This is a genomic window from Micromonospora sp. NPDC007271 (genome assembly GCF_040634005.1).
Classification (GTDB): Bacteria; Actinomycetota; Actinomycetes; order Mycobacteriales; family Micromonosporaceae; genus Micromonospora.
The window spans coordinates 1-25,627 of sequence record NZ_JBEYER010000054.1 but is presented as its reverse complement, the minus strand read 5'-3'; the positions used below and the strand labels follow the sequence as shown (position 1 = coordinate 25,627).

The window sequence follows — 25,627 nt, the reverse complement described above, 5'->3', positions numbered from 1 at the left end:
ACTCGGCCTTACCCCTCGATGACCTCGCTGGGCCGGTACGCCGGCCTCCTGCTGTCGCCGGTGGCCGTACCGGACGCCGTCGCCCGGGTCGCCCGTACCGTCGTCACCGCCGTGCCCGACGCGGCCCGGGCCGGCGGTGCCGTCGTGGGAAACGCGGCCCAGGCCGCCGTGCCACAGCGGGTCACGGACGCCGCGGAGAGCGTGGGTACGGCGGCGACCCGGCTGGCCCGACTCGTCGGGCTGACCCGACGCCGGGTCTCGACCCTCGACGGCCGGCACCACATCGAGGTGCACGGCGTCTGTCAGGACGGCGGGAACCTGCTGGCCCGGCAGGTAGAGGAGGCGCTGGAACGGATGCCCGGGGTCGCCTGGGCCCGGGTCAACGCGCCCTCCGGCCGGGTGGTCGTGGCGGTCGAGGAGCCGAAGCCGAAGCTGCAGGACCTCATCGCCACCATCGCCCGCGTCGAGCGGGTGTGCCCGTACGAGCCGGATTCGGAGATCCCCCCGCCGCACCCGCCCGAGGAGGGCCCGCGTACCCCCCGGACCCTGGGCGCGCTGGCCTCGGATGCGCTCGGCCTGACCATCTCGGCAGCCACCCGGATCCTGCCGTTCACCCCGGTCCCCGGTGAGGTGTCCGGCTTCCTCGCCGCGATCGACCTGCACCCGAAGCTGCACGCGCTGGCCGGCAAGGGCCTGCGTGCGGACCCCCGCGCCGACGTACTCTTCCCGCTCGCCGAGGCGGTCGTGCAGGGCCTCACCGGCGGCTGGGCCGGAATCGTCCTGGACGGCGCGCAGCGAGTGGTGCAGTGGGGCGAAGCGCGGGCCCAGCTCTCCGCCTGGACCAGGGCGGAGCCGCGGCTGACCGGAGACCCGGACCGCGCGGTGGCCCGGGTGCCGAAGGGGCAGCGCCCGTGCCCGGTGCCGCCCGGCCCAGTGGAGCGGTACGTCACCCGGATGCTCGCCACCGGGGCGGCGGCCGGGGCGGCGGCGCTGCCGGTGGCCGGCCCCAAGCGGGCCGCCGCGCTGGCCCTCTCCTCGCTGCCTAAGGCGCCGGGGAGCGGGCGCGAGGGATACGCCGCACAGCTCGGCCGGATGCTGGCCCGGCGCGGCGTCATCGCGATGGACCGTGGTGTGCTGCGGCAGCTGGACCGGATCGACACGGTGGTGCTGGACAGCGCGATCCTCGGTTCGGACCGGGGAGTGCTGGCCGACCTGGCGCCCCTGCCCGGGGCGGACACCGCGCAGGTCGCCGCCCGGGCCTTCGCGCTCTTCGACCCGGCCGCCCCCGACACGGTGCGGGAAGCCGACGGCTGGCGGCTCGGGCCGCTGGACCGGATCGAGGCCGACGACCCCGGGGACACGCCGGACAGCCGCCGCCTCCGAGAGGGCGCCGGTCAGCTGCTCGGCCTCGCCTCCGGTGCCACCCTGGCCGCCGTGCTCCGGGTCGAGCCGGAGCCGGCGCCCGGCGTCGACCTCCTGCCCGCCGCCGCCCGCCAGGCCGGCCTGCGGCTCGTGATCGCTGGTGACGACGACGAGCGGTACGGCTTCGCCGACCTCGTCGTGCCCGGCGGCCCCGGCCTCGCCGAGTCGGTACACGCCCTGCAACGCGACGGCGCTGTCGTCATGGTGGTCTCCGGTGACCGCGCCGCGCTGGGCGCCGCGGACTGCGGGCTCGGCGTGGCCGGTCCGGACGATCTTCCGCCCTGGGGCGCGCACCTGCTGGTCGGCGACGACCTGCGGATTCCCGCCCTGCTCATCGACGCCGCCGGGGTGGCCCGCCGGATGACCCGGCAGAACATCCGGATCGCGATGGCCGGCAGCGGCCTGGGGGCGCTGAACGCGTTCACCGCCGACCCCGCGCACCTCCCCGGCCGGACCCTCGCCGCGATCAACGGCGCCGGCGCGCTCGCCTTCGCGCACGGTGTGTGGCGGGCCCGCCGGCTGCCCGACCCGACCCGCTCGCCGGTGCCCGCGCTGACCGCCTGGCACCTGATGCCGGTGGAGACCGTGCTGGACCAGCTCGGCACCGACCCGGCCGGGTTGAGCAGTGCGGAGGCGGGCCGGCGCCGGCGGGCCGCGACCGGTGCCGGCGACGGACCGGCGAGTCTGCTGCGCGTGTTCGTGGACGAGCTGGCGAATCCGCTCACCCCGGTGCTCGCCGCCGGGGCCGTGCTCTCCGCCGCGTTCGGCTCACTGGTCGACGCGGCCCTGGTCGGCGGGGTGGTGGGCGGTTCGGCCCTGGTCGGCGCGGTGCACCAGCGCAACACCGAGCGGTCCCTGGCGGAGCTGCTGTCCCGGTCGGCGGTGACCGCCCGGGTGCTTCGGGACGGTGCCGAGCAGGTGGTACCCGCCGAGGATCTGGTGAGCGGGGACGTGGTCGCGGTCGGCCCCGGCGACGCGATCCCGGCCGACTGTCGGGTGCTCACCTCCGACGGTCTGGAGGCCGACGAGTCGTCGCTGACCGGCGAGTCGCTGCCGGTGAGCAAGAGCCCCGAACCGGTGGTGGCGGCGGCCGTCGCCGAACGGCATTCCATGCTGTACGAGGGCACCACGGTCGCCGCCGGCCACGGCACCGCCGTCGTGGTGGCGACCGGTGAGGAGACCGAGGCGGGGCGGAGCCTCGCCATGGCCCGGCAGGCTCCGCCGCCCAGCGGCGTGGAGGCCCGGCTCGGGAAGCTGACCAGCTCCGCCGTACCACTGGCGGCCAGCTCGGCGATCGCGGTGGCCGGGGTGGGCCTGCTCCGGGGCGTACCCCTGGCGGAGACGGCGGCGACCGCCGCGAACCTGGCCGTCGCCTCGGTGCCGGAGGGACTGCCGTTCCTGGTCAGCGCGGCGCAGCTGGCGGCGGCGCGGCGGCTGGCCGAGCACGGCGCGCTGGTCCGCAACCCGCGGACCATCGAGGCGCTGGGCCGCGTGGACGTGCTCTGCTTCGACAAGACCGGCACCCTCACGGAGGGGAAGCTGCTGCTGGCCGGGGTGGGCGACGGGGGCTACCGGTACGCCACGCCGGACCAGCTGGACGAGCCGCTACGGCTGGCTCTGGCCAGCGCGCTGCGCGCGACCCCGGCCGCGGCCGACCCGGACGAGCTGCCCCAACAGACCGACCGGGCGGTCCGCCGGGGCGCGAACACCGCGGAGGTGACCGAGCAGATCGGCGCGGCGGACTGGGTGGCGGTGGGCGGGCTGCCGTTCGAGCCCTCCCGCGGTTACCACGCCACGGTCGGGCGCACCGCCGATGGGCTGCTGCTCAGCGTGAAGGGCGCGCCCGAGTCGGTGCTGCCCCGCTGCACGACCCTGCGGTGCGGGGACGATCGGCCGCTCGACGAGGCGGGCCGCGCGGCGGTGCACGCGATGCTGGCCGAGCGGGCCCGGGCCGGGCACCGGATCCTCGCCGTCGCAGAGCGCCGCGTGCACGACGAATCGGTGACCGACGACCAGGTCGTCGAGCTGGTCTTCGTCGGCTTCCTGGCGCTCGCCGACGGGATACGGGAGAGCGCCAAGCCCGCCGTACGCCGGATCCGGCAGGCCGGCGTGCACACCATCATGATCACCGGGGACCACCCGGCCACCGCCGAGGCGATCGCCGCGACGATCAGCCCCGACCACGGCGAGCAGCGGGTGGTCACCGCGACCGACCTGGACCGGCTCGACGACGAGGCGCTGGCCGAGCGGCTCATGGCGACCGACGTGGTGGCCCGCTGCACCCCGGCCCACAAGGTCCGCATCATCCAGGCGCTGCAACGGCGGGGCCGCACGGTGGCGATGACCGGCGACGGCGCCAACGACGCCCCGGCGATCCGGCTGGCCGACGTGGGCATCGCGCTGGGCCAGCGGGGTACCCCGGCGGCCCGCGCCGCCGCCGACCTGGTGGTCACCGACGACCGGCTGGAGACGATCATCGCCACCCTGGTGGAGGGACGGGCGATGTGGTCGTCGGTCCGCCACGCGCTGAGCATCCTGGTCGGCGGCAACCTCGGCGAGATCGCGTTCAGCGTGCTGACCGCCTCCGCCACCGGCCGGTCCGCGCTCAACGGCCGGCAACTGCTCCTGGTCAACCTGCTCACCGACCTGGCGCCGGCGCTGGCCATCGCGGTCCGTCCGCCCGCCTCCGACCGGGCCGACCACCTGCTGCGGGAGGGGCCGGACCGCTCGCTCGGCGAGACGATGACCCGGGAGATCGCGCTGCGGGCGGGTGCCACCACGCTGGGCGCGACCGCCGGCTGGACGGCGGCCCGGTGGACCGGTGGGGAACGCCGGGCGGGCACCGTCGCGCTCGCCTCCCTGGTCGGCACCCAACTCGGCCAGACCGTGCTGGCCGGGGGCACCAGCCCCACCGTCCTCGCCTCCACCGCCGCCTCGATCGGCGTACTGGTCGGGGTGGTGCAGACGCCGGGGCTCAGCCAGTTCTTCGGCTGCACCCCCCTCGGCCCGGTCGGTTGGACGATCGCCGCCGGCTCCGCGCTCGGCGCGACCTTCGCCAACGGTGCGCTCACCCGCCTCGTCAACCGCCTCCCCCAACGCTGACAGGAAGGGCGCCCGGTTGACACCCATCGACAGCCGCCGGCCTCGGCGGCCGGCGGTGGGCATGGCAGGGGGCCAGGTACGCACCATCCACTGCGGCGAGACCGTGCCGCTGACCCCCTGACACGCGGTCGCCGCCCACCCCGGCCGGGGACCGGAGGGGCGACGATCCGGGTTCAGCCGCGTTCGGAGATAGCCTCGATGAGGTCGCCCACCGGACGGTCCGGCAGGGACCGGGCCACATCGGCGACGGCCACCACGCCGACGAGGTCGTGCCCGTCGATCACCGGCAGCCGGCGTACCTTGTGCTCGCCCATGGTGCGCAGGATCTCGGCCGCGTCGTCGTCCGCGCCGATCGTCACCGCCTCGCCCTGGGCCAGCTCACCGGCGGTCACGCTGCCCGGGTCACGGCCCTGCGCGAGCACCTTCACCACGATGTCGCGGTCGGTCAGCACGCCCTTGAGACGGTTGTCGTCGCCGCAGATCGGCAGCGAGCCCACACCCAGCTCGGCCATCCGCCGGGCGGCGGTCCGGACGTCGTCCTGTTCCCGGACACAGCTCACGTCCCTGGTCATGATGTCGCGTGCGGTCGGCATCGGAATCACACCTCACTCTCGGGGGGTTGTTGCTGGTTTCCTACCCAGCCGTCCGGAGGGCATTCCGACACATGGACGGCGACCTGGCGGGAACCCGGCTCCCGGAGGTGATGGACATGCCCTTCGTCCAGGTCATCGAGTACGAGTCGGACCGTCCCGCCGACGTGCGCGCGCTGAGCGAGGAGTGGGGCCAGCAGCAGCTGCCGAACCGCCCCGCCCGGATGACCCTCTCCGAGGACCGGGAGCGGCCCGGACACTTCGTGATGGTCGCCGAGTTCGACAACTACGAGCAGGCCATGGCGCACAGCGCCCAACCCGAGACCGGCCGGTACGCCGAACGGATGCGCAGCCTGACCAGGGGCGAGCCTCGCTACGTCAACCTGAATGTGCTCCAGCGCAACCTGTGAGCACGGTCCACCGGCGGTAAAGGACTCGATGCGAGCACCGGGCGGCGGCCAGCCTCCCGAGCTGGAGCTGTGACGGTCAGTGCCAGGTGGCGGCGGCCCGCCGCAGCCGGTCGTTGATCGCCCGCCCCACCCCGACGTCCGGGACCGGCTCGGCGACGATCTCGGCCACCCCGGCCGCGTCCAGCCGGTGCAGCGCGTCGAAGAGCCGGGCGGCCGCCGCGGTCAGGTCGCCCTCGGGCGAGAGCACCTCCACGGCCGCCCAGGTGCCCGCCGCGGGGCGCTCGCGGAAGGCCAGGAACCCGCGCCGGCCACCGTCGCCCGGCACCGGCTCCGCCGCCCCCACTCGCAACGGGGTACGCGGGGCGTAGTGCGCGGCCAGCGTGCCGGGCGCCACCGGCTGGCCCGAGCTGCCCGGCCGTACGTCGACCGGCCCGACCGCCTCGACCAGCGCCTCCACCGGCAGCGCGCCCAGCCGGAGCACCACCGGCCGCACGCCACGGGCGTCCACGATGGTCGACTCGATGCCGCACCGGGTCGGGCCACCGTCGAGCACCACGTCCACCGCGTCACCCAGCCCGGCCACCACGTGCTCGGCCCGGGTCGGGCTGAGCTGCCCGAACCGGTTGGCGCTCGGCGCGGCCACCGGCACCCCGGCCGCGGCGATCAGCGCCCGGGCGGACGGCTCGTCCGGCACCCGGACGGCCATGGTGTCCAGGCCCGAGGTGACGATCGGTGGGATCGCCGCCGGCCGGTCCACGATCAGCGTGAGCGGGCCCGGCCAGAAGCGCTCAACCAGCGCGGCGACCGCCGGCGGCACCGCACCGACCAGGGGTGGCAGGTCGGCGGCGTCGGCCAGGTGGGTGATCAGCGGGTCGAAGCTGGGCCGGGCCTTGGCCTCGAAGATCCGGGCCGCCGCCCGGGCGTCGAGCGCGTTCGCGCCCAGCCCGTAGACCGTCTCGGTGGGGAAGGCGACCAGCCCACCGGTACGCAGGACGGCGGCCGCCTCGGCGATGCCGCCGGCCGCCGGCAGGACGCGCGGGGATCCGGAGCTCACGCCCCGACGCTAGCCTGCCGCCGTACGCCGGCTCCGCCGGGTCGGCGCAGTGAGGCTTCGGCGCGTCCTCGTCCCGCCGATAGGCTCACCCGGTGTCGCCCAACGACTACGCCTACCTGACCACCGTCGGCCGGCGCAGCGGTCACCCCACACCGTCGAGATCTGGTACGCGGAGCACCACGGCGTCCGGTGCGAACTGCGCGCGGACCTGCCCGGGACGGTCGCCGTGTCGGCCCGCTTCGTGACCGACCCGGCCAAGGACGCGCTGGCCCGGCGCCTGCTGGCCGCGAAGTACCAGGGCTGGCGGGAGGGCGGGCCGCTCTCCGACTGGGCCGCAACCTCGCTGGTAGTCGCGCTCGACCCGCCCCCGCGGATCGCGCCCGCCACCGCCGACTACTGATCCGTGGACGGCCCATCGGACTCAGCCTGCCGCTCGGCCAGCCAGACGGCATGCCCCCTCAGGAGGTATCCGATCCAGTAGATCGCGAACAGGATCAGGAAACACGCGAAGAACACCTTCGAGACGAGGCTCGCGATGACGAGTGCTTCCGCGCCGTCCGCCAGACCGTGCGCGGCGAACCCGGCGAGGCCCAGGACGAAGAAGATGACCATGTAGATGGGCAGAGCCGGACTGTCCGCTGGGTGCGGCACACGACTCAACCCCGGCGGGTGAGGGATTCTGCTGATCACGCCGCGAGTATCGACGACACTCGTCGGGAAGACCAGCGGATCTTTGGTCGGCGGTCGTGGACCGCCCAGGCTGAAATCAGGGCCGGTAACCCGTCTTGTCGGCCTCGGTGATCTCGCGCAGTCGCGACCACCGTCCCGTTCACCTCAGTCGAGACAGAACTCGTTGCCCTCGATGTCCTGCATCACGAGGCACGACTCGTTGACGCCATCGGCACGCAGCAGTCGCACGCGTACCGCGCCGAGCGCGACCAGTCGTGCGCATTCGGCCTCAAGTGCGGCCAGGCGCTCTTCACCCACGAGCCCGGTGCCGACCCGCACGTCAAGATGCAGCCGATTCTTGACGACCTTGCCTTCGGGAACGCGCTGGAAGAACAGTCGCGGGCCCACACCTGAGGGATCAACGCAGGCGAAGGCTGAACCCTGATGTTCAGCCGGCAGCGCGCGATCGAAATCGTCCCAGGTGGCGAACCCCTCCGGTGGCGGCGGTACGACGTACCCCAACACCTCGCACCAGAACCGAGCGACCCGCTCCGGTTCTGCACAGTCGAAGGTGACCTGGATCTGCTTGACCGACGCCATCGGTCCACCATAGAGGCAGGATCTTCGTCGTCTCCACGGGCCCGCCTCTGGCCAGGTTGTGGCGCACTGGTGGCCGAAGCGGGAGCGCCAACGCGGGCTGGTGGGATCGATCCTGCAAGCTGTCGCGAGCGTGCCGCGATGCAGAGAGCCGGCAAGATCAATACGGATCTACACCGCTTGATCCTGTGTTGGCAAAACGCCTACTCAGAGGCGGTAAGAGTGGAGCCCAGGGGACTTGAACCCCTAACCCCTGCCTTGCAAAGGCAGTGCTCTGCCAGTTGAGCTAGGGCCCCGAGTCGGGCGGACCCGCCCGGTGCTGGCAGTCGGAGAGACGGCTCAGCGCAGGTCGGGCGCCGTCGTCGCCTCGTGCCACAGGGCACGCTCGTCGTTCGAGGCCTTCACCTTCCTGGCCACCACGGCGGCCACGCCGACGATGCCGGCCAGGATCAGGAGCTTCTTGAACATGGGGCGACCCCTCACGCTCGACTACGTCGGACGACGTGCGGTGGGGCTAGCTGGAATCGAACCAGCGACCTCAGAGTTATCAGCTCTGCGCTCTAACCGACTGAGCTATAGCCCCGCATGGCGACGGCCAAGGTTAACCCATCGCCGCCGCCGTACCCAAATCGGGGTGGGCGGCCACTTCTCAACCCTCGCCTGGGGATGAACCTATCCGGATACGCGACGCCGGGGCGACCGCTTTTACGCGGTGCCCCGGCGTCATCGTCGGGTCAGTCCCGCTCGGCGAGCGTCAGCTCGATGCCGCCGACCAGGTCAGCACAGACGTTGTAGACGAAGGCGCCGAGGGTGGCGAGCGCGGTGAAGAGCACGACGTTGACCAGGCCGACCAGCGCGGAACTCATGATCACGCCCTTGGCGGTGACCTGGAAGCCGCCGTTCTGGCCGCCGCTCGCGTTGACCAGGTCGCGCAGGCTGTCGTTGACGCTCTTGAAGACACCCATCGCGTCCAGCGCCAGGTAGAGCACCGAGGTGGCGACGACCACCACGATGAAGAGCACCACCGAGACCGCGAACGCGAACTTCATCACGGACCACGGGTCGATCCGCTTGAGGTTCAGGCGGGCCCGACGGGGCCCGCGCGACGCGGCCGAGCTGACCGAGGTGCGCGCAGCGCGTACCGCCTCACCCACCCGGGCGGCGCCGACGGCGGCCGGCCCGCTGATGCCCGGCGGCAGGCCCCCACCGTTGGCGGGTCGGCCGGTCATGCCCGCATGGGCGCCGTCGGTCGAGGGCTTGCCGGCGGCGCCGACGCCGGCCCCGACACGGGGCTGGGTACCGGTCGTGCCGGTCGACGGCCGGGCCGCGCCCGTCGTCTTGATCGGCTGGGTCGCGGCGGGCTTCGCCGCGGTGGCCGCCGGCGCGGCCAGGCCGTCGGCGGACGTCGGGGCGTCGACCTTGGTCTGGTCGGCCTTGTCGCTCGCCCCCGAGTCCTCCGCGGGCTGGTCCGGCGGCGGGGTCATGCCGGGGGCCCGGGTGAACTTCGGGGCAGGCGCGTCGGCGGGGACTGTGGCCCGGCCCACGGCCGCCCGGCCGGTCGCTGGTGCAGCGCCCTTTGCGCCCTCCTCGTCGACCGGGTTGGCCGAGGTCCCCTTGTTCCCCGACTTCGCCTGTGTCTCCGTCATCAACTAGTCCTGTTCGTCAGGCTCGTCGGCATTGCGAGCAATCGCCACGATAGTCACGCCGTCCGGGAGGTCCATCAGCTTGACCCCCATTGTGTTCCGGTCACGCGTACGGCGTACAGGCTTCACCGGAGTCCGGATGACGCCGCCGTTGCTGGTGATAGCGAACAGTTCGTCCTCCGGGCTGATCACCACCGCGCCGACCAGACCACCGCGTCGCTCAGTGATCTTCGCAGTCAGCACGCCCTTACCTCCCCGGCCCTGGACCGGGTATTCCTCGATCGGGGTACGTTTCGCGTATCCCCCGTTCGTCGCGACCAGCACGTCCATCTCTTCCATGCCCTCGCTACGGATGACCTCCATCGCGAGCAGGACGTCGTCCTCGCTGAAGCGCATGCCGATAACACCGGAGGTGGCCCGGCCCATCGGGCGCAGCGTCTCGTCCGTGGCGTTGAAGCGGATGGCCTGGGCGTTCTTGGACACCAGGAGGAGATCGTCCTCCGGACCGCAGAGCGCGGCACCGACCAGCTCGTCCTCATCGCGCAGGTTGATCGCGATGATGCCGCCGGATCGGTTGGAGTCGAACTCCTCAAGCCGAGTCTTCTTCACCAGGCCGTTCTTCGTGGCGAGTACCAGGTAGGGCGCCACCTGGTAGTTCGGGATTTCGATGATCTGCGCGATCTGCTCGTCCGCTTGGAAGGCGAGCAGATTGGCCACGTGCTGGCCCTTGGCCACCCTACTGGCTTCCGGAAGCTCGTACGCCTTGGCCCGGTAGACCCGACCCTTGTTGGTGAAGAACAGGATCCAGTCGTGGGTTGAGCATACGAAGAAATTGCTGACGATGTCGTCCTGCCGGAGGGTGGCACCGCTGACGCCCTTGCCGCCGCGTCGCTGGGAGCGGTAAAGGTCGACCTTGGTGCGCTTGGCGTACCCGGTGCGGGTGATGGTGACGACCACGTCCTCGCGGGCGATGAGGTCCTCCATCGAGACCTCGCCGTCGAACGGCACGATCTTCGTACGCCGGTCGTCGCCCCACTTCGCGACGATCTCGCCCAGCTCCTCGGAGACGATCTTCCGCTGCCGCTCCGGCTTGGCCAGGATGTCCTTGAGGTCGGCGATCTCCACCTCGAGCTTGGTCAGGTCGTCGAGGATCCGCTGCCGCTCCAGGGCGGCCAGGCGGCGCAGCTGCATGTCCAGGATCGCGGTGGCCTGGACCTCATCGATCTCCAGCAGCCGGATCAGGCCCTGGCGGGCGTCCTCGACCGTGGGCGAGCGCCGGATCAGGGCGATCACCTCGTCCAGCGCGTCGAGGGCCTTGGCCAGACCGCGCAGGATGTGCGCCCGCTCCTCCGCCTTGCGCAGCCGGAACGCGGTCCGCCGGCGGATGACCTCGATCTGGTGCTCGACGTAGTAGCGGATGAACTGGGCCAGGTTGAGCGTGCGGGGCACGCCGTCGACCAGCGCCAGCATGTTGGCGCCGAAGGTCTCCTGGAGCTGGGTGTGCTTGTAGAGGTTGTTCAGCACCACCTTGGCGACCGCGTCGCGCTTCAGCACCAGGACGATCCGCATGCCGGTACGCCCGGAGGACTCGTCGCGAATGTCGGCGATGCCGGCGAGCTTGCCCTCCTTGATCAGCTCGGCGATCCGCTCGGCGAGATTGTCCGGGTTGACCTGGTACGGGAGTTCGCTGACCACCAACGCCGGGCGGCCCCGCTTGTCCTCCTCCACCTCGACCACGGCCCGCATCCGGATCGAGCCGCGCCCGGTCCGGTACGCGTCCTGAATGCCGGCCTGGCCGACGATCAGGCCGTGGGTCGGGAAGTCCGGGCCCTTCACGATCTCCAGCAGCGCCTCGAGGGTGGTGGCCTCGTCGGCGTCCGGGTTCTCCAGGCACCACTGCACGGCCGCGCCGATCTCGCGCAGGTTGTGCGGCGGGATCTTGGTGGCCATGCCGACCGCGATGCCCTCGGAGCCGTTGATCAGCAGGTTGGGGATGCGGGACGGCAGGATCGTGGGCTCCTTGGCCCGGCCGTCGTAGTTGTCCTGCAGGTCGACGGTGTCCTCGTCGATGTCCCGCAGCATCTCCATGGCCAGCGGGTCGAGCTTGCACTCGGTGTTGTGGCTGACGAAGCCGTCGGAGATGAACGAGTGGTCGTCGGTATCCACCCGGATGCTGTAGACCGGCTGAACGCCCGCGTCGTTGACGCTGGCCACCTCGGCGTAGTAGAACCGGCCGTCGACCAGCGGCTCGACCACGTCGAGCACCTCACGGTTGGTGATCCGCGCGGCGATCTCGTCGCCGTCGCGCTCCCACCGCTCGATCCGGTCGACGTTGTGCCGGCGCAGCCAGTCCCGCTCGGTCCACCGCGTCGCGCCGTGCTCACGGATGAAGTCCCCGACCAGCGGCACGTGATCGCTGGAGAGCGCCGTGCTGCTCGCCGGGACCGCCGCCAGCTCCGACTCCAGCTTCGCCTGCTTGCGGCCGAGGAAACCGACCTGCGCGGCGAAGACACGGGCGTCGCGGCGGTTCGTCACCACGACCTCGATCTCGCCGTTGTCGTACCGGCACTGCCGGCTGATCACGCCGAACTCGAGCAGCAGCTGTTGGACCTCGCGGGCCAGCCGCTCACTGCGGGTCGAGTACGAGATCTGGATGGTGTTGCGGGGCAGCAGCGAGGACGAGCCGTCGCCCTCGAAGAGCGCCTGGAGGAAGGCTCGCTTGATCGCGGCCGACCCCTGCCAGACGAACTCCGGCACGAACTTGTCAGCGCTCCGCGCCCCGACCAACTCGCCGAGCAGGCTCTTTCGCAGCGCCGAGAGGTCCTGCACATCGAGTTCGTGCAGCAGGCTGCCGGAGGCGATGGTGCGCTGGCTGACGAAGCGCGGGCCACCGACGGCAAGGTCGTAGGCGGCAAGAACGCGGACGAAGAACTCCCGGTCCACATTGTTGAAGCCGGCCCGTCCTTCGGATACCCAGCCCTCGCTCACGAAGGCACCCGCGAGGACCGCCGCCTCGACGTGCTCGAGCATCGGGTAGCCGATCTCGTCCGGCACGGTGCGTTGGATGACCACCCGGTCGCCCGGGCTGATCTCGGCGAGCAGCTTCCACAGCAGGGTGGGCACGCCGGCGACGTCCACCAGGCAGAGCACCGGGTGGTTGTGGGTGCCGGTCAGCTCGTACCCCTCGCGGGTGCGCAGCCGCAGCGTCGGGTGCTCGCCGGAGTGGAAGAACTTGCTGGCGCGGACCAGGTCGCCATTGCGGTCGCGGACCTTCAGCTCGATGTCGGTCTCGCTGCTCGGCGCGGCACCCGGCACCACGTCGCCGATCCGGACGCTGCCCTCAACGGCACGAATACGGACATCTGCCGTAAGGCAGTACCTCATCGCCGCAGCCGGATCATTTCCGGGCGAGCCGAAGTTGCCGTTGCCGTCGACCAGTGGGTAGCGCAGCGACCAGGGCTGCGCCATCCGGACCAGCGCGTCGTAGATGGCCGAGTCGCCGTGCGGGTGGAACTGACCCATGACGTCGCCGACGACGCGGGAGCACTTCACGTAGCCGCGGTCCGGCCGGTAGCCGGAGTCGAACATCGCGTAGAGGATCTTGCGGTGGACCGGCTTGAGCCCGTCCCGGACGTCCGGCAGGGCCCGCCCGACGATGACGCTCATCGCGTAGTCGAGGTACGAGCGCTGCATCTCGACCTCGAGGCCCACCGGCTCGATCCGGTCGTGCTGCACGACCGCGGCCAGTGTCTCCGGGGTCTCCGGCTCGTTGGGGGTGGACTCGGGAGTATCGGTCACTGTTAACCCTTATCAGACTCAGAGTCGTATTCGTGCTGTGGATAACCGCTGTGGATACCGGCCAGACTGTGGATAACTCTGTGGATCGCCGGGCCGGCCGGTGGATCTCCGGCCGGCCCGACACGGCCCGTCAAATGTCCAGGAACCGCACGTCCTTGGCGTTGCGCTGGATGAACGAGCGGCGCGCCTCCACGTCCTCACCCATCAGCACGCTGAACAGCTCGTCGGCGGTCGCGGCGTCGTCGAGCGTCACCTGGCGCAGCGTACGGGTGGCCGGGTTCATCGTGGTCTCCCACAGCTCGGGGTAGTTCATCTCGCCGAGACCCTTGAACCGCTGGATGTCGTCCGGCCTGGCGTTGGGCTTCTTCTGCTGGCGCAGCGCGATCAGCCCGTCCCGCTCCCGGTCCGAGTACGCGTACTGGGCGTCGTCGCCCTTCTTGTTCCACTTGATCTTGTAGAGCGGCGGGGCGGCCAGGTAGACGTGCCCCAACTCGACCAGCGGACGCATGAACCGGAACAGCAGCGTGAGCAGCAGCGTCTGGATGTGCTGACCGTCCACGTCCGCGTCGGCCATCAGCACGATCTTGTGGTACCGCAGCTTCTCGATGTCGAAGTCGTCGTGGATGCCGGTGCCCAGCGCGGTGATCAACGCCTGGACCTCGTTGTTCTTCAGCACCCGGTCGATCCGGGCCTTCTCCACGTTGAGGATCTTGCCGCGGATCGGGAGGATCGCCTGGGTACGCGGGTCCCGGCCCTGCTTGGCCGAGCCGCCCGCCGAGTCACCCTCGACGATGAACACCTCGGACTCGCGCGGGTCGGTGGACTGGCAGTCGGCCAGCTTGCCCGGCATCGAGCCGGACTCCAGCAGCGACTTGCGCCGGGCCAGCTTCCGCGCCTGCTGCGCGGCGATCCGGGCCCGGGCGGCCTGCGACGCCTTGGTGATGATGGTCTTCGCCTCGGCCGGGTTCCGGTCGAGCCAGTCGACCAGCCACTCGTTGCAGACCCGCTGCACGAAGCTCTTCACCGGCGTGTTGCCGAGCTTGGTCTTGGTCTGGCCCTCGAACTGCGGGTTGGTCAGCTTGACCGAGATGATCGCGGCCAGGCCCTCGCGGATGTCCTCGCCGGAGAGCTTCTCGTCGCCCTTGAGCAGCTTCTTCTCCGCGCCGTAGCGGTTGATGACGCTGGTCAGCGCGGACCGGAAGCCCTCTTCGTGGGTACCACCCTCGTGGGTGTTGATGTTGTTGGCAAAGGTGTAGACCGACTCGCCGTACGACTCGTTCCACTGCATGGCGATCTCGACCGACATGCCCTCCTCCTCGGCACCGAACTCGACCACCGTCTTGTGGATCGGGTTCTTCGAGGCGTTGAGGTGCCGGACGAAGTCGGCGATGCCGCCCTCGTATCGGAAGGTCACCTCGCGCGGCTTGCCCTCCTCGCTCTCCTCGACCCGCTCGTCGAGCAAGTGGATGGTGAGGCCCCGGGTGAGGAAGGCCATCTCCTGCAGGCGCCGGTAGATGGTCTGGAAGTCGAAGTCGACCGTCTCGAAGACGTCCGGGTCGGGCCAGAAGGAGACCGCCGAGCCCGTCCGGTCGGTCGGTTCGCCCTTCTCCAGCGAGGTCGGCTTGGAGTGGTGGTACTGCTGCCGCCAGACGAAGCCGTCCTTGTGGATCTCCACCGCCATCTTCGTGGAGAGGGCGTTCACGACGGAGACCCCGACACCGTGCAGACCGCCGGAGACGGCGTACGCCTTGCCGTCGAACTTGCCGCCCGCGTGCAGCACGGTCAGCGCGACCTCGACACCCGGCTTCTTGAGCTTGGGGTGCAGGTCGACCGGGAAGCCACGCCCGTTGTCGGTGACCCGTACGCCGCCGTCGGCCAGCAGCACCACGTCGATGGTGTCGCAGAACCCGGCGAGCGCCTCGTCCACCGCGTTGTCGACGACCTCCCACACGAGGTGGTGCAGACCGCGTTCACCGGTGGACCCGATGTACATACCGGGCCGCTTCCGGACCGCCTCCAGCCCCTCGAGAACGGTGATCGACTCGGCGCCGTACTTCTTGTTGTCCTCCGCTGCCACCCTCGGCCACTTTCTCGCACCGGCCGCGCCAAGGCGCGGGGCGCGGGTTCGGCGGACATCACGCGACGTCGGCGCGCACGGGCCGGTCCCCGGATCGCCAGGTCGCGGATCGCGTACGCCGGTCGCCGCGGTCGCCCGCGGATCGCGATCGGCTCGACCCGATCCGGGACAATGATCAAGGGCCCTGGGGCCCCTGTCCGTCGCTCCGTGTCGGGTCTTTCGTCTCGCCGTCAATCTTACTCTGCGCAGCCGACCAAACCGCCACTCGGCACCGCTGCGCGGCGGCTGAGAACTCCGTAGCCGGCCGAATCGTGCCGTCCGCGACTCCCCCTACACACCATGGACGGCTCCAGGGCGCGGCGCGACGTCAGGCGCGCCAGGAGTGAAGCGCTCGGAGTCCTGATCGAGAGCGCTTCCGGCCGCTCCGGCTCGGCGCTCTGACGCCACGCCGCGACCCGGAGCAGTCCCCGGCCACCAGAACGGTACCGGCGCGTAACCGACCGGGGGTCGCGGCGGGGCCGGCCGTGCCGTACCTTTGCGGCGCCGCCTCAGCGGTCTTGATCTTGACGGACGGAACCGGGACGATCGACCCGATCGGTCTGACAACGCGCTTGGTAAGAGGTGACGCCAGATGGGGCTGGACAACGTCGCGGTGCACTGGCCGCGGACCGGCCGCTTCTACGACCCGGTCGCGCCGGCCGAGTTCGTCGACTTCGGGGAGATCGTGGACCTGCCACGGATCTCCGCACCCACCGCGGCGCTCGCCGAGCTGATCGCCAAGACCGGCACGGTCCGCGCGACCGCGTACACCGAGCTGGTCGATCTGATCCTCGGCCTGGAAAATGTGCTCTACGCCACGGAGAACGCGGCCGAGGACGAGGATCCGGTGATCGACCCCGACGGCTGCTCGTGGATCGCCGACGGGCTGGAGAAGTTCGTCGCCCGGCACCGGCCGATCGGCGAGGCGGTGACCTTCGAGTCGGTCAGCGAGGTGCTGCGGTCGCTGCTCGGCGACGGCCGGCTGGCCGAGCAGCAACTGCGCTGGCTGGACGGCCGGCTGGACAAGCTGCGCGACGAGAACGGCGATCCGCCGCAGTGGACCTTCACCTGCGCCGAGCTGGGCGTGCTGGCCGCCTTCTATCGGCGCTGCGCAGATCGGGGCTTCGCCGTCTACGCGGACGCCTGAGCCTTGACCGGCTTCGGTACGGGCACAGCGCTCGGGCGGGCGAGCTGGTCAGCCGTAGGTGTCGCGGGGGCCGCGACCGCGAACCCGGCGCGGGCCACGCGACCAGGACGGCGCGGCCGGACCGTGGATGTGAAGTTTACGGACCACGTTGTGGCCCACCTCGCGGGCAATCTGCTGAAGCAGTGAGCCGGCGAGCAGCCGGAGCTGGGTCGCCCACGCCGTCGAGCGGGCCTCCACGGTCAGCTCGCCGTCCTCCAGCTTGACCGGGCGGCTGTGCTCCGCCACCTCCGGCCCGACCACCCGTTCCCAGGCGCCGAAGACCGTCGCCTCGGCCGCCGGCTGCTGCCAGCCGCGTGCCTTGATCAGCTTTTCCAGCACCGCACCGAGCGGCTGCGGGTCGCGCGGATCCGGCCCGGGACCGGAGTAGCCGCGCAGCCGCCGCTCGCCGTCCCCGCGCACCGCGCTGCGACGGGTGCCGGCCGCCTGCCGGCGGGCCTTCGCCGCGTCCAGCACCGCCCGGGCCAGCTCCGGCCCGGACGCCCCGGGGGGCAGTTGGGCCGTGGCGCTCGCCTCGGGCCCGCCCGCGGCGTCGGAGCCGGGCTGCCGAACCCGAGCGTCCGTACCGTCCCCGCGGGCCCGGCCGTCCGCCGGCGCCGCGACAGCGCGGCCGTCCTCAGGGGTACGCGCGCCGCGTGCCGGCCCGAGCCGGGCCGGCGGCAACTGGACCTCATCCGACACGGCGCACCGTCCCCTCGCCCACCTCGTACCGGGCGCCGCGCAGAGTCGACGGCACGTCGTCGTCGACCGCGCAGGTCACCAGGAGCTGGCTGGCACCGCCGACCAGCTCGGCCAGCCGCTCCCGGCGGCCGGCGTCCAGCTCGGCGAAGACGTCGTCGAGGACCAGCACCGGCTCGATGCCGTCGGCGCGCAGCAGGTCGTACGCGGCCAGCCGCAGGGCCAACGCGTACGACCAGGACTCGCCGTGGCTGGCGTACCCCTTGGCGGGGAGCGGGCCGAGGGTGAGAGCGAGGTCGTCGCGGTGCGGACCGACCAGGGTGGTACCCCGATCGATCTCGGCCGACCGGTGCTCGGTCAGCGCGGCGAGCAGCGTCTCGGCCAGCACCGCCCGGTCGGTGGTCGGCTCGGCCAGCTCCACCGACGGCCGGTACGCGATCCCCGCCGCTCCCCGGCCCGCCGCCACCGCGTCGTACGCCTTGGCGACGTGCGGGGCGAGCGCGGCGACCAGTTCCAGCCGGCCGGCGAGCAGCTCGGCTCCGTGGTGCGCGAGGTGGGTGTCCCAGACCGCGAGGGTGGACAGGTCCCCGCCCCGCGACCCGCCCGTCTTGCGGGCCAGGTACGCCGTCCGGAGCAGGGCGTTGCGCTGCTTGACCACCCGCTCGTAGTCGGCGCGCACCCCGGCGTACCGGGGCTGGCGGGTGACCAGCAGGTCGTCGAGGTAGCGGCGGCGCTCGGCCGGGTCCCCGCGGACCAGTTCCAGGTCCTCCGGAGCGAACAGCACCAGCCGCAGCGCGCCGAGCACGTCCCGGGCGCGGCGGGCCGGGGAACGGCCCAGCCGGGCCCGGTTGGCCTTGCCGGGAACGATCTCCAGCTCGACGAGGAGTTCCCGGCCCTCGTGCACCACGACGCAGCGGATCACCGCGGCGGAGGCGCCCATCCGGACCAGCGGGGCGTCCGTGGCGACCCGGTGCGAGCCCAGGGTCGCCACGTAGCCCAGCGCCTCGACCAGGTTGGTCTTGCCGACGCCGTTGGCGCCGATCAGCACGTTCGGGCCCGGCTCCAGGTCGACGCCGACCCGCTCGTACGAGCGGAAGTCGACCAGGTCGAGCCGGCGGACGTACACAGGCTGTGGATACCGGTCAGCGCTTGCGGACGGCGTGGCCGCCGAACTGCTGGCGCAGCGCGGCGACGGCCTTCATCGCGGGCGAGTCGTCCTGCCGGGACGCGAACCGGGCGAAGAGCGAGGCGGTGATGACGTTCAGCGGCACGGCGAGCCGGACCGCCTCGTCGACGGTCCACCGCCCCTCGCCGGTGTCCTCGGTGTAGCCGCTCAGCTCCGCCAGCTCCGGGTCCTCGTCGAGCGCGCGGTCGAGCAGGTCGAGCAGCCAGGACCGGACCACCGTGCCCCCGCGCCAGGACTTGAACACGCCCGGCACGTTGGTCACCAGTTCCGACTTGGCCAGCAGCTCGTAGCCCTCGGCGTACGCGTGCATCAGGCCGTACTCGATGCCGTTGTGCACCATCTTGGCGTAGTGGCCGGCGCCGACCGGGCCGGCGTGCACGAAGCCGAACTCACCCGCCGGCTTGAGCGCCTCGAAGATCGGCATGAGCCGTTCGACGTGCTCCTGCGCGCCGCCGACCATCAGGGCGTACCCGTTCTGCTTGCCCCAGACGCCGCCGGAGACCCCGACGTCGATGTAGCCGATGCCCTGCTCGTTCAGGCGCTCGGCCCGCGGGGCGTCGTCGCTGAACCGCGAGTTGCCGCCGTCGATGATGATGTCGCCCTCGCCGAGCACGCCGGCAAGCTCGTCAATGGTGGCGTCGGTGACGCCGGCCGGGACCATCACCCAGACCGCGCGCGGGGATTCCAGCTTCTCGGCCAGCTCCGCAAGGCTCGCGACGTCGCTCAGCTCCGCGTTGCGGTCGTAGCCGACCACCTCGTGGCCGGCGGCGCGCAACCGCTCGCGCATGTTGCCGCCCATCCGGCCGAGCCCTACCAGGCCGAGCTGCATCTGCTCCTACCTCCGTACGTCCGGGTCTTGCTTGGCGCGATCAGCGGGACACGCGGATCGGCATGATGAGGTACCGGTACCCCGGGATGACCTCGCCATCCTCGCCGGAGGGCGAAATCACCGCGGGCTTGAAGGCGTCGACGAACCTCAGCACCGCATGCTGGGCGCCCAGGTTGGCCAGGCCGTCGATGAGGTACTGCGGGTTGAAGCCGATGGTCAGCGGCTCGCCGGTGAAGTCGGCCTCCATGGCCTCGCTGGCCCGGGCCTCCTCGGTGCCGCCGGCCTCGACGACCAGACCGTCCGAGCTGAAGCTCAGCAGCACCGGCGTGGTCCGTTCGGCAACCAGGGCGACGCGCTTGACCACCTCGATCAGCGTGCTGACCGGAACCCGGGCCTCCGCGTTGTGGGTGGCCGGGAAGAGCGAGCGGACCGGCGGGTAGTTGGCGCCGTCGAGCAGCCGGCTGGTGGTCCGCCGGGTGCCGCCGGAGAAGCCGATCATGCCCTCGCCGGCGCCGCCCTGGGAGAGCGCCATGGTCACCTGGCCGCCGAGCGGGCCGAGTGCCTTGGCGGTGTCATGCAGGGTCCGGGCCGGCACCAACGCGTTGAGGCTGACCTCGGGGTCGTCCGGGTTCCACTCCATCTCGCGCAGCGCGAGCCGGTAGCGGTCGGTGGCGAGCATCGCCAGGGTGCTGCCGGACAACTCGATGCGTACGCCGGTCATCATCGGCAGCGTCTCGTCCCGGCCGGCGGCGACCGCCACCTGGGCCACGGCGGCGGCGAAGGCGGCTGCGTCGACGGTGCCGGCGCTCTCCGGCATCTCCGGCAGGGACGGGTAGTCCTCGACCGGCATGGTCGGCAGCGTGAAGCGGGCGCTGCCGCAGACCAGTTCCAGGTGGGCGCCGACGGCGGCGATGTCCACCGGCTTGGCCGGGAGCGCCTTGGTGATCTCGGCAAGCAGGCGGCCGGAGACGAGCGCGGCGCCGTCCGCGTCGCCCTGCACCTCGACGGTCACCTGGCTGGAGACCTCGTAGTCGAAACCGGAGACCTGGAGGTTGCTGTCGGTCATCCGCAGCATCACTCCGGCCAGCACCGGTACGGAGGGTCGGTTGGGCAGGCTCTTGGCGGTCCAGGCGACCGCCTCGGCGAGCGCGTCGCGCTCCACTCGGAACTTCATCAATGCCTCCGCGTCGACGTCAGCGACAACTCTCTCATGCCGACCGCTGCCACCCGTCCCGCCCAACCGTGCGGGTACCCATCGCACCTTAGGGCGCGCGGGCATCGGCTGTGCGCCCGGCCCCGTGGATCCAGGTGCCCGGTGCCCGCCGACGGCGGTGTTCCGGCCCGATCCACAGGAAGTCCAACGGTGATGATTGGTTTTTGTTGTTTAGAAGAGATAACTCATCGTCTTCATCGCACCTGTGCAAACTGTGGAGAACCGGCGTCTGCGCAGGCCAGACAGGTTATCCACCGGTGGTTTGGCTGTGGAGAACCCGGGGTACAACCCGTGTTCTGGTCCACAGCCCCCGCCGACTCCCAGGTTGTCCACCGTTGTCCACCGGTTGTCCACCGGTAATCCACCGGGTTTCTCCCCAGCGCTGTGGACGAGTCGGGCAGCGTCGATCGACGCCATCCCCAGAACCTTCAACAGGCCACCCACAGGCCGACCGGCTTCGGTGGACAACCGCCCGGTTGTCCCCAGGCGTCCACAGCCTCTTCCCCAGGGTTTGTCCACAGTCTGTGGGTAACCGGGTCTGGACTCAGCGTGGTTGTCCACCGCCTGTGGCACAGGGGCTGTGGACAACCGGGGCGAGCTGTGGACGGGCACGACGTCGATCGTGCGCCCTCGACGGGGTCGAGGGTCAAGCGCGGGCGTCCGCAGGCACGAAAAAGCCCGGCCGGAAGGCCCCGGCCGGGCGTCGCGCCGCCGTCCCGCGGCGGCGTGCGAGCGACGACTTCAGCTCGGCTGGCGGCCATAGTTCGGCCTCCGCGCCGCCGCACGGCGCTCCGGACCGAATGAAGGCCGGCCTGACGCCGCGACCTGAGGTCGTCGCTCAGGTGGTCTGCTTGATCCGGTTGGTCAGCTCGGCGATCTGGTTGTAGAGCGAGCGGCGTTCCGCCATCTGCTGGCGGATCTTCCGGTCGGCGTGCATGACGGTGGTGTGGTCGCGCCCGCCGAAGGCCTGCCCGATCCGGGGCAGCGACAGGTCGGTCAGCTCCCGGCACAGGTACATGGCGACCTGGCGGGCGTTGACCAGGACCCGGGACCGGGAGTGGCCGCGCAGGTCCTCCAGGCTCACCCCGAAGTAGTCGGCGGTGGAGACCATGATCTGGTCGGCGGTGATCTCCGGGCCGGCGCCGTCGGGGATGAAGTCCCGCAGCACCTCCTCGGCCAGCGACAGCTCCACCGACGACCGGGTGAGGCTGGCGAACGCGGTGACCCGGATCAGCGCGCCCTCCAGTTCCCGGATCGAGTTCGACACCCGGGAGGCGATGAACTCCAGCACGTCCGGCGGGGCGAACAGCCGCTCCTGCGCCGCCTTCTTCTGCAGGATCGCGATCCGGGTCTCCAGGTCCGGCGGCTGGATGTCGGCGAGCAGCCCCCACTCGAAGCGGGTACGCAGCCGGTCCTCCAGCGTCGCCAACTGCTTCGGCGACCGGTCGGAGGTGATGACGATCTGCTTGTTGGCGTTGTGCAGGGTGTTGAACGTGTGGAAGAACTCCTCCTGGGTCCGCTCCCGGTTCTCCAGGAACTGGATGTCGTCGATCAGGAGGATGTCCACGTCCCGGTAGCGGCGCTGGAACGCGCTGGTCTTGTCGTCGCGCAGCGAGTTGATGAAGTCGTTGGTGAACTCCTCGGTCGAGACGTACCGGACCGAGCGGGCGTTGCCCAGCGTGGTGGCGTAGTGCCCGATGGCGTGCAGCAGGTGGGTCTTGCCCAGCCCCGAGCTGCCGTAGATGAACAGCGGGTTGTACGCCTTCGCCGGCGACTCGGCCACCGCGACGCTCGCCGCGTGCGCGAAGCGGTTCGAGGAGCCGATGACGAACGTCTCGAACATGTACTTCGGGTTGAGTCGGTTGCCGCCGGTGTCCGCCCCGGGCAGCCGCCGGTCGGCCGGGCCACCGGGGCGGAGGTCGGGACCGCTCCGGCCCGGGCCGCTGTCCGTTACGCCGTCCCGGGGCAGGCCGCGCAGCGGCGGGCCGTCGGGCGGACCGGCCACGTCGCGGTAACGGGCCTCGTACCCGCCGGTGTCCGGCCGCGGGTCGATCCGGTCGTCGAAGGGGCGGCGCTCGTCCCGGGCCGGCATCGGCTCGCCGAACGCGGCGCTGAACAGCGTCTCCTGGCCGTCCCGGCTGCCGGGGATGAGTGGTGGCCGGCTGCTCTCGGGGGTGCGCTGCCGGGGGGCCGGCTCCTCCTCCGGTGGCGGGCGGTCGTCGGCGTACGCCGGGGTCTCGGACCGGGCCGGGTAGCCGAACTCATGGAAGCCGGGTGCCTCGGCCGGGCCGGGCTGGCCGAGGCCGGCGAGCAGGTCCGGCGAATCCCGGTCCGTCGGTTCCGGGCTGACCCGGTAGACGGTGCCGGCGGGACGGCCGGCGTCCTCGGCGACGCGTACGGTGACGGCGACCTGGATGGGCCGGCCGAGCCGGCGGCTCAGGGCCTCGGTGATGGCCGGACGGAGCCGCGACTCGATCACGTCCCGGGTGAAGGCGTCCGGCACCGAGAGCAGGGCGGTGTCCTCGACGATCGCCCGTAGCCGGGTGAGCCGGAGGTACGCCCGCTGCTGGGCCGAGATGATCTCGTCGGCGAGCTCTTCAGTGGTCGCCGTCCACACCGCGGCCAGGTCGGTCGTCCCGGTCACCGTCGTGCCACCCCCTCGCCCCTACTCACGCCCGCCCGGACGGCTGATCGGTCGTCATCCACAAGTTATCCACAGCCTGTGTGTACCGACCGATTGTGGCCGCTCACCGGACGCGGGTCGGACCTGCCCCCCTGGTTTCCGGAGGCGTTGAAGCGGGTTCACCGTGCCGAAAAGATCCACTACCTTGTCCGGTCTTGTCGGCCACGACAATCCGGACCCCCGACGCTGACCGCAATCGCGCACGCTAACAGTGCGGACCCCGGGCCATCAACCGTCGACACCGTGGCAGCCTTCTCAACATCAGTGAAAACCGCCCCTTCAGTCTGGTTTCCGGCACGGTCGGGCCTCCGGGTGTGATGTTTGACGGCCATTGCCCCCCTGCGTAGGCTTGAGCGGCTGCTCTGTCGCCCTCTGCTAGGGTGATGGGTGCTTGCTGTCCCCGTCGCTGCCCCGCATCGCCGAGGTGCCGCGTCGTCGGGCAGCACCGATCGGAGGTCACCGGCGAGGTGGCCTGGACCACCACACGACCCCGGGCGATCCCCCGCGCGGGGCGTACGACAACGGAGAGCCTGACGTGAGCAAGCGCACCTACCAGCCGAACAACCGCCGGCGCGCGAAGACCCACGGCTTCCGGCTGCGCATGCGCACCCGTGCCGGCCGCGCCATCATCTCGACCCGTCGCACCAAGGGCCGCGCCCGCCTGTCGGCCTGAGGCCGACCGGTCCGGTCCGGGGACTTGGGCAGTCGTGCTGGCGGCCGCGCAGCGACTGCGGCGCAGTAGCGACTTCGCCGCAGCGGTCCGGGGTGGCCGGCGCGTCGGCCGTGGTGCCGTCGTCGTGCACCTGACCCTTCCCGAGCAGATCGGACCCACCGCGACAATCTCGTCGGAGCCGGCGCGGGCCAGTGGTGCGGAGACCTCCGCACCGAGCCGCGCCGGCTTCGTCGTGTCCAAGGCGGTCGGCAACGCCGTGGTCCGGAACAAGGTCCGCCGCCGGCTCCGGCACCTGGTCCGCGAGCGTCTGGGCGAGCTGCCGGCCGGCAGCACCCTGGTCGTCCGGGCGCTGCCGCAGGCCGCCGAGGCGTCGTACGCTCGACTGGGGGCCGACCTGGACGCCGCAGTAGCCGCCGCACGGGCTCCCCGTGGGCGGCGGCCCCGGTGAACAGGGCGACCGCCGCGCCGCGGCCGACGACTACCGGTGCCCGCATGCTGCTGGTACCCATCGTCGCGTACCGTCGGTGGATAAGCCCGGCACTGCCGGCCCGCTGCCGCTTCTACCCGTCGTGCAGTGCCTACGCCGTGGAGGCGGTCTCCCGGCACGGCGCGCTTCGGGGAGCGTGGCTGACGGTCCGGCGGCTGTCGCGCTGCCACCCCTTTCACCCAGGTGGACACGACCCGGTGCCGGAGCCGGGCGAGCGCCGCCGCGCCGACGTGACTGGAGCCTGAGAAATTGAGTCTTGACTGGATCTACTACGCGATCTCGTGGATCCTGCTGACCTGGCACTCGGCTTGGGACGCCATCGTGTCGGCCGAAGCGGTGATCGGGACGAGCTGGTCGTGGATCCTCGCCATCGTCTTCCTGGTGGTGACGGTCCGGGTGATCCTCTTCCCGGTCTTCGTCAAGCAGATCAAGTCGCAGCGGGCGATGCAGGCGCTCCAGCCCAAGGTCAAGGAGCTCCAGGAGAAGCACAAGGGTGACCGGGAGACGCTCCAGAAGGAGATGATGGAGCTCTACCGGAAGGAAAAGGCCAACCCGCTGATGGGCTGCCTTCCGATGTTCCTCCAGATCCCCGTCTTCCTCGGCCTGTTCCACACCCTGAAGCGGCTCAACCCGAACAACACCCAGAAGACCCTTTACGGCTGGACGGTCGACCAGTTCAACAGCGCCTCACACGCCAAGCTCTTCACCGCCCCGCTCTCCGGCCGATTCGGCTCGACGGCCCAGGAACTGGCGGCGCTGGGGGCGAACAGCGGGACGGTCAAGCTCGTCGCCGGCGTGCTGGTGCTCATCATGATCGCCACGACGTACCTGACCAGCCGCCAGATGATTCTGAAGACCGGCTGGGCGGAGGACCCGCAGCAGCGCATGGTCCAGCGCCTGATGCTCTACGGCATCCCGGTCTCCCTGCTGGTCTCCGGCTCGATCTTCCCGATCGGTGTGATCATCTACTGGGTGACCAACAACCTGTTCACTCTCGGCCAGCAGCAGTGGGTACTGCGCAAGTTCCCCCCGTTGGTGCCCGCCAAGACCGGTGCCCCGGCGCGGACCACCGGCCAGCCGGCCAAGAGCGGCGGCCTGCTCGGCCGCAAGACCGCCCAGCCGGCCGCGAAGGCCCCGGCGGCCGCTCCGAAGGTGGCCGGCCCGAAGCCCGGCGCCAAGCCGGTCAACCCGAAGAAGGGCAGCCGGCCCGCCAAGCGACAGGGCTGAGCTTTCGGGCCGCCGCTGATCCTGGCGGCGGCCCGTCCGGCCCCCG

21 protein-coding genes and 2 tRNA genes are annotated in these 25,627 nt (G+C 71.5%); 8 read left to right on the top strand and 15 right to left on the bottom strand.

Going from position 1 to position 25,627, the window contains the following annotated elements; translation table 11 throughout:
- Window positions 1-18: 18 nt before the first annotated feature.
- Entirely contained in the window at window positions 19-4,524 is a 4,506-nt protein-coding gene (locus ABZ570_RS20125) for an HAD-IC family P-type ATPase (RefSeq protein ID WP_358065478.1), read from the top strand.
- 173 nt (window positions 4,525-4,697) lie between these two features.
- On the opposite strand, the gene ABZ570_RS20120 is transcribed toward ABZ570_RS20125, so the two are convergent.
- On the bottom strand, window positions 4,698-5,117 hold the full coding sequence (locus ABZ570_RS20120) for a CBS domain-containing protein (RefSeq protein ID WP_358065475.1): 420 nt from the start codon (window positions 5,115-5,117) through the stop codon (window positions 4,698-4,700).
- A gap of 116 nt (window positions 5,118-5,233) precedes the next feature.
- Here ABZ570_RS20120 and ABZ570_RS20115 point away from each other — a divergent pair, with 116 nt between their 5' ends.
- Window positions 5,234-5,524: a hypothetical protein gene (locus ABZ570_RS20115; RefSeq protein ID WP_358065472.1), complete on the top strand. Its 291-nt coding sequence runs from the start codon at window positions 5,234-5,236 to the stop codon at window positions 5,522-5,524.
- Window positions 5,525-5,600: 76 nt separating this feature from the next.
- Here the strand turns inward: ABZ570_RS20115 and ABZ570_RS20110 are convergent, their stop codons facing one another.
- Window positions 5,601-6,554 (bottom strand): L-threonylcarbamoyladenylate synthase, encoded by a 954-nt coding sequence (locus ABZ570_RS20110; protein WP_358065581.1) that lies wholly within the window; start codon window positions 6,552-6,554, stop codon window positions 5,601-5,603.
- A 73-nt stretch (window positions 6,555-6,627) separates the two neighbouring features.
- Between ABZ570_RS20110 and ABZ570_RS20105 the strand changes: the two genes are divergently transcribed.
- Entirely contained in the window at window positions 6,628-6,978 is a 351-nt protein-coding gene (locus ABZ570_RS20105; RefSeq protein ID WP_358065469.1) for a hypothetical protein, read from the top strand.
- Here ABZ570_RS20105 and ABZ570_RS20100 read toward each other — a convergent pair.
- The 8 genes from ABZ570_RS20100 to gyrB all read right to left on the bottom strand — a co-directional run bounded on the left by ABZ570_RS20100 (window position 6,972) and on the right by gyrB (window position 15,362).
- A complete protein-coding gene (locus ABZ570_RS20100; protein WP_358065466.1) occupies window positions 6,972-7,268 on the bottom strand; it encodes a hypothetical protein in 297 nt (98 codons plus the stop codon). The genes ABZ570_RS20105 and ABZ570_RS20100 overlap by 7 nt on opposite strands.
- A 144-nt stretch (window positions 7,269-7,412) precedes the next feature.
- Window positions 7,413-7,847, bottom strand: a complete 435-nt coding sequence (locus ABZ570_RS20095) for a VOC family protein (RefSeq protein ID WP_358065463.1) — start codon at window positions 7,845-7,847, stop codon at window positions 7,413-7,415.
- A gap of 220 nt (window positions 7,848-8,067) precedes the next feature.
- Window positions 8,068-8,140 (bottom strand) — tRNA-Ala (locus ABZ570_RS20090).
- Between the two features lie 43 nt (window positions 8,141-8,183).
- Complete coding sequence (locus ABZ570_RS20085) at window positions 8,184-8,312, bottom strand: DLW-39 family protein (RefSeq protein ID WP_231920970.1); 129 nt, start codon at window positions 8,310-8,312, stop codon at window positions 8,184-8,186.
- A gap of 41 nt (window positions 8,313-8,353) precedes the next feature.
- Window positions 8,354-8,427, bottom strand: a tRNA-Ile gene (locus tag ABZ570_RS20080).
- Window positions 8,428-8,578: 151 nt separating this feature from the next.
- Window positions 8,579-9,490 (bottom strand): DUF3566 domain-containing protein, encoded by a 912-nt coding sequence (locus ABZ570_RS20075; RefSeq protein ID WP_358065460.1) that lies wholly within the window; start codon window positions 9,488-9,490, stop codon window positions 8,579-8,581.
- Window positions 9,491-9,493: 3 nt separating this feature from the next.
- Window positions 9,494-13,198, bottom strand: a complete 3,705-nt coding sequence (gene gyrA, locus ABZ570_RS20070) for an intein-containing DNA gyrase subunit A (protein WP_358065578.1) — start codon at window positions 13,196-13,198, stop codon at window positions 9,494-9,496.
- 217 nt (window positions 13,199-13,415) lie between these two features.
- The gene (gene gyrB / locus ABZ570_RS20065; protein WP_358065457.1) at window positions 13,416-15,362 is read right to left on the bottom strand and encodes a DNA topoisomerase (ATP-hydrolyzing) subunit B; all 1,947 of its coding nucleotides are present in this window, start codon (window positions 15,360-15,362) and stop codon (window positions 13,416-13,418) included.
- A 631-nt stretch (window positions 15,363-15,993) separates the two neighbouring features.
- Here gyrB and ABZ570_RS20060 point away from each other — a divergent pair.
- On the top strand, window positions 15,994-16,548 hold the full coding sequence (locus tag ABZ570_RS20060) for a hypothetical protein (RefSeq protein ID WP_358065454.1): 555 nt from the start codon (window positions 15,994-15,996) through the stop codon (window positions 16,546-16,548).
- A 48-nt stretch (window positions 16,549-16,596) separates the two neighbouring features.
- Here ABZ570_RS20060 and ABZ570_RS20055 read toward each other — a convergent pair whose 3' ends face one another.
- The 5 genes from ABZ570_RS20055 to dnaA all read right to left on the bottom strand — a co-directional run bounded on the left by ABZ570_RS20055 (window position 16,597) and on the right by dnaA (window position 23,155).
- Window positions 16,597-17,100: a DciA family protein gene (locus ABZ570_RS20055; protein ID WP_358065575.1), complete on the bottom strand. Its 504-nt coding sequence runs from the start codon at window positions 17,098-17,100 to the stop codon at window positions 16,597-16,599.
- Window positions 17,101-17,275: 175 nt separating this feature from the next.
- Window positions 17,276-18,409 carry a DNA replication/repair protein RecF gene (recF, locus tag ABZ570_RS20050; RefSeq protein WP_358065451.1) on the bottom strand — a complete coding sequence of 378 codons (1,134 nt, stop codon included), beginning with the start codon at window positions 18,407-18,409 and terminating at the stop codon, window positions 17,276-17,278.
- Between the two features lie 16 nt (window positions 18,410-18,425).
- On the bottom strand, window positions 18,426-19,298 hold the full coding sequence (gnd, locus tag ABZ570_RS20045) for a phosphogluconate dehydrogenase (NAD(+)-dependent, decarboxylating) (protein ID WP_358065448.1): 873 nt from the start codon (window positions 19,296-19,298) through the stop codon (window positions 18,426-18,428).
- A gap of 40 nt (window positions 19,299-19,338) precedes the next feature.
- Complete coding sequence (dnaN, locus tag ABZ570_RS20040) at window positions 19,339-20,472, bottom strand: DNA polymerase III subunit beta (RefSeq protein ID WP_358065445.1); 1,134 nt, start codon at window positions 20,470-20,472, stop codon at window positions 19,339-19,341.
- A gap of 877 nt (window positions 20,473-21,349) precedes the next feature.
- A complete protein-coding gene (dnaA, locus tag ABZ570_RS20035) occupies window positions 21,350-23,155 on the bottom strand; it encodes a chromosomal replication initiator protein DnaA (RefSeq protein ID WP_358065442.1) in 1,806 nt (601 codons plus the stop codon).
- A 574-nt stretch (window positions 23,156-23,729) separates the two neighbouring features.
- Between dnaA and rpmH the strand changes: the two genes are divergently transcribed.
- From rpmH to yidC, 4 genes are read left to right on the top strand one after another with little or no spacing between them, the layout of a single operon-like run.
- Complete coding sequence (gene rpmH, locus ABZ570_RS20030; RefSeq protein ID WP_132264196.1) at window positions 23,730-23,867, top strand: 50S ribosomal protein L34; 138 nt, start codon at window positions 23,730-23,732, stop codon at window positions 23,865-23,867.
- Between the two features lie 34 nt (window positions 23,868-23,901).
- Complete coding sequence (rnpA, locus tag ABZ570_RS20025) at window positions 23,902-24,315, top strand: ribonuclease P protein component (RefSeq protein ID WP_358065438.1); 414 nt, start codon at window positions 23,902-23,904, stop codon at window positions 24,313-24,315.
- 44 nt (window positions 24,316-24,359) lie between these two features.
- Window positions 24,360-24,599: a membrane protein insertion efficiency factor YidD gene (gene yidD, locus ABZ570_RS20020; RefSeq protein ID WP_358065435.1), complete on the top strand. Its 240-nt coding sequence runs from the start codon at window positions 24,360-24,362 to the stop codon at window positions 24,597-24,599.
- Window positions 24,600-24,603: 4 nt separating this feature from the next.
- On the top strand, window positions 24,604-25,581 hold the full coding sequence (yidC, locus tag ABZ570_RS20015) for a membrane protein insertase YidC (protein ID WP_358065432.1): 978 nt from the start codon (window positions 24,604-24,606) through the stop codon (window positions 25,579-25,581).
- The last annotated feature ends 46 nt before the right edge of the window (window positions 25,582-25,627 follow it).

Coding starts and splice junctions, on each gene's coding strand:
- ABZ570_RS20125 (WP_358065478.1), top strand. CDS start 19: ATGACCTCGCTGGGCCGGTACGCCGGCCTCCTGCTGTCGCCGGTGGCC.
- ABZ570_RS20120 (WP_358065475.1), bottom strand. CDS start 5,117: ATGCCGACCGCACGCGACATCATGACCAGGGACGTGAGCTGTGTCCGG.
- ABZ570_RS20115 (WP_358065472.1), top strand. CDS start 5,234: ATGCCCTTCGTCCAGGTCATCGAGTACGAGTCGGACCGTCCCGCCGAC.
- ABZ570_RS20095 (WP_358065463.1), bottom strand. CDS start 7,847: ATGGCGTCGGTCAAGCAGATCCAGGTCACCTTCGACTGTGCAGAACCG.
- ABZ570_RS20085 (WP_231920970.1), bottom strand. CDS start 8,312: ATGTTCAAGAAGCTCCTGATCCTGGCCGGCATCGTCGGCGTGGCCGCC.
- ABZ570_RS20075 (WP_358065460.1), bottom strand. CDS start 9,490: ATGACGGAGACACAGGCGAAGTCGGGGAACAAGGGGACCTCGGCCAAC.
- ABZ570_RS20060 (WP_358065454.1), top strand. CDS start 15,994: ATGGGGCTGGACAACGTCGCGGTGCACTGGCCGCGGACCGGCCGCTTC.
- gnd (WP_358065448.1), bottom strand. CDS start 19,298: ATGCAGCTCGGCCTGGTAGGGCTCGGCCGGATGGGCGGCAACATGCGC.
- dnaN (WP_358065445.1), bottom strand. CDS start 20,472: ATGAAGTTCCGAGTGGAGCGCGACGCGCTCGCCGAGGCGGTCGCCTGG.
- yidD (WP_358065435.1), top strand. CDS start 24,360: ATGCTGCTGGTACCCATCGTCGCGTACCGTCGGTGGATAAGCCCGGCA.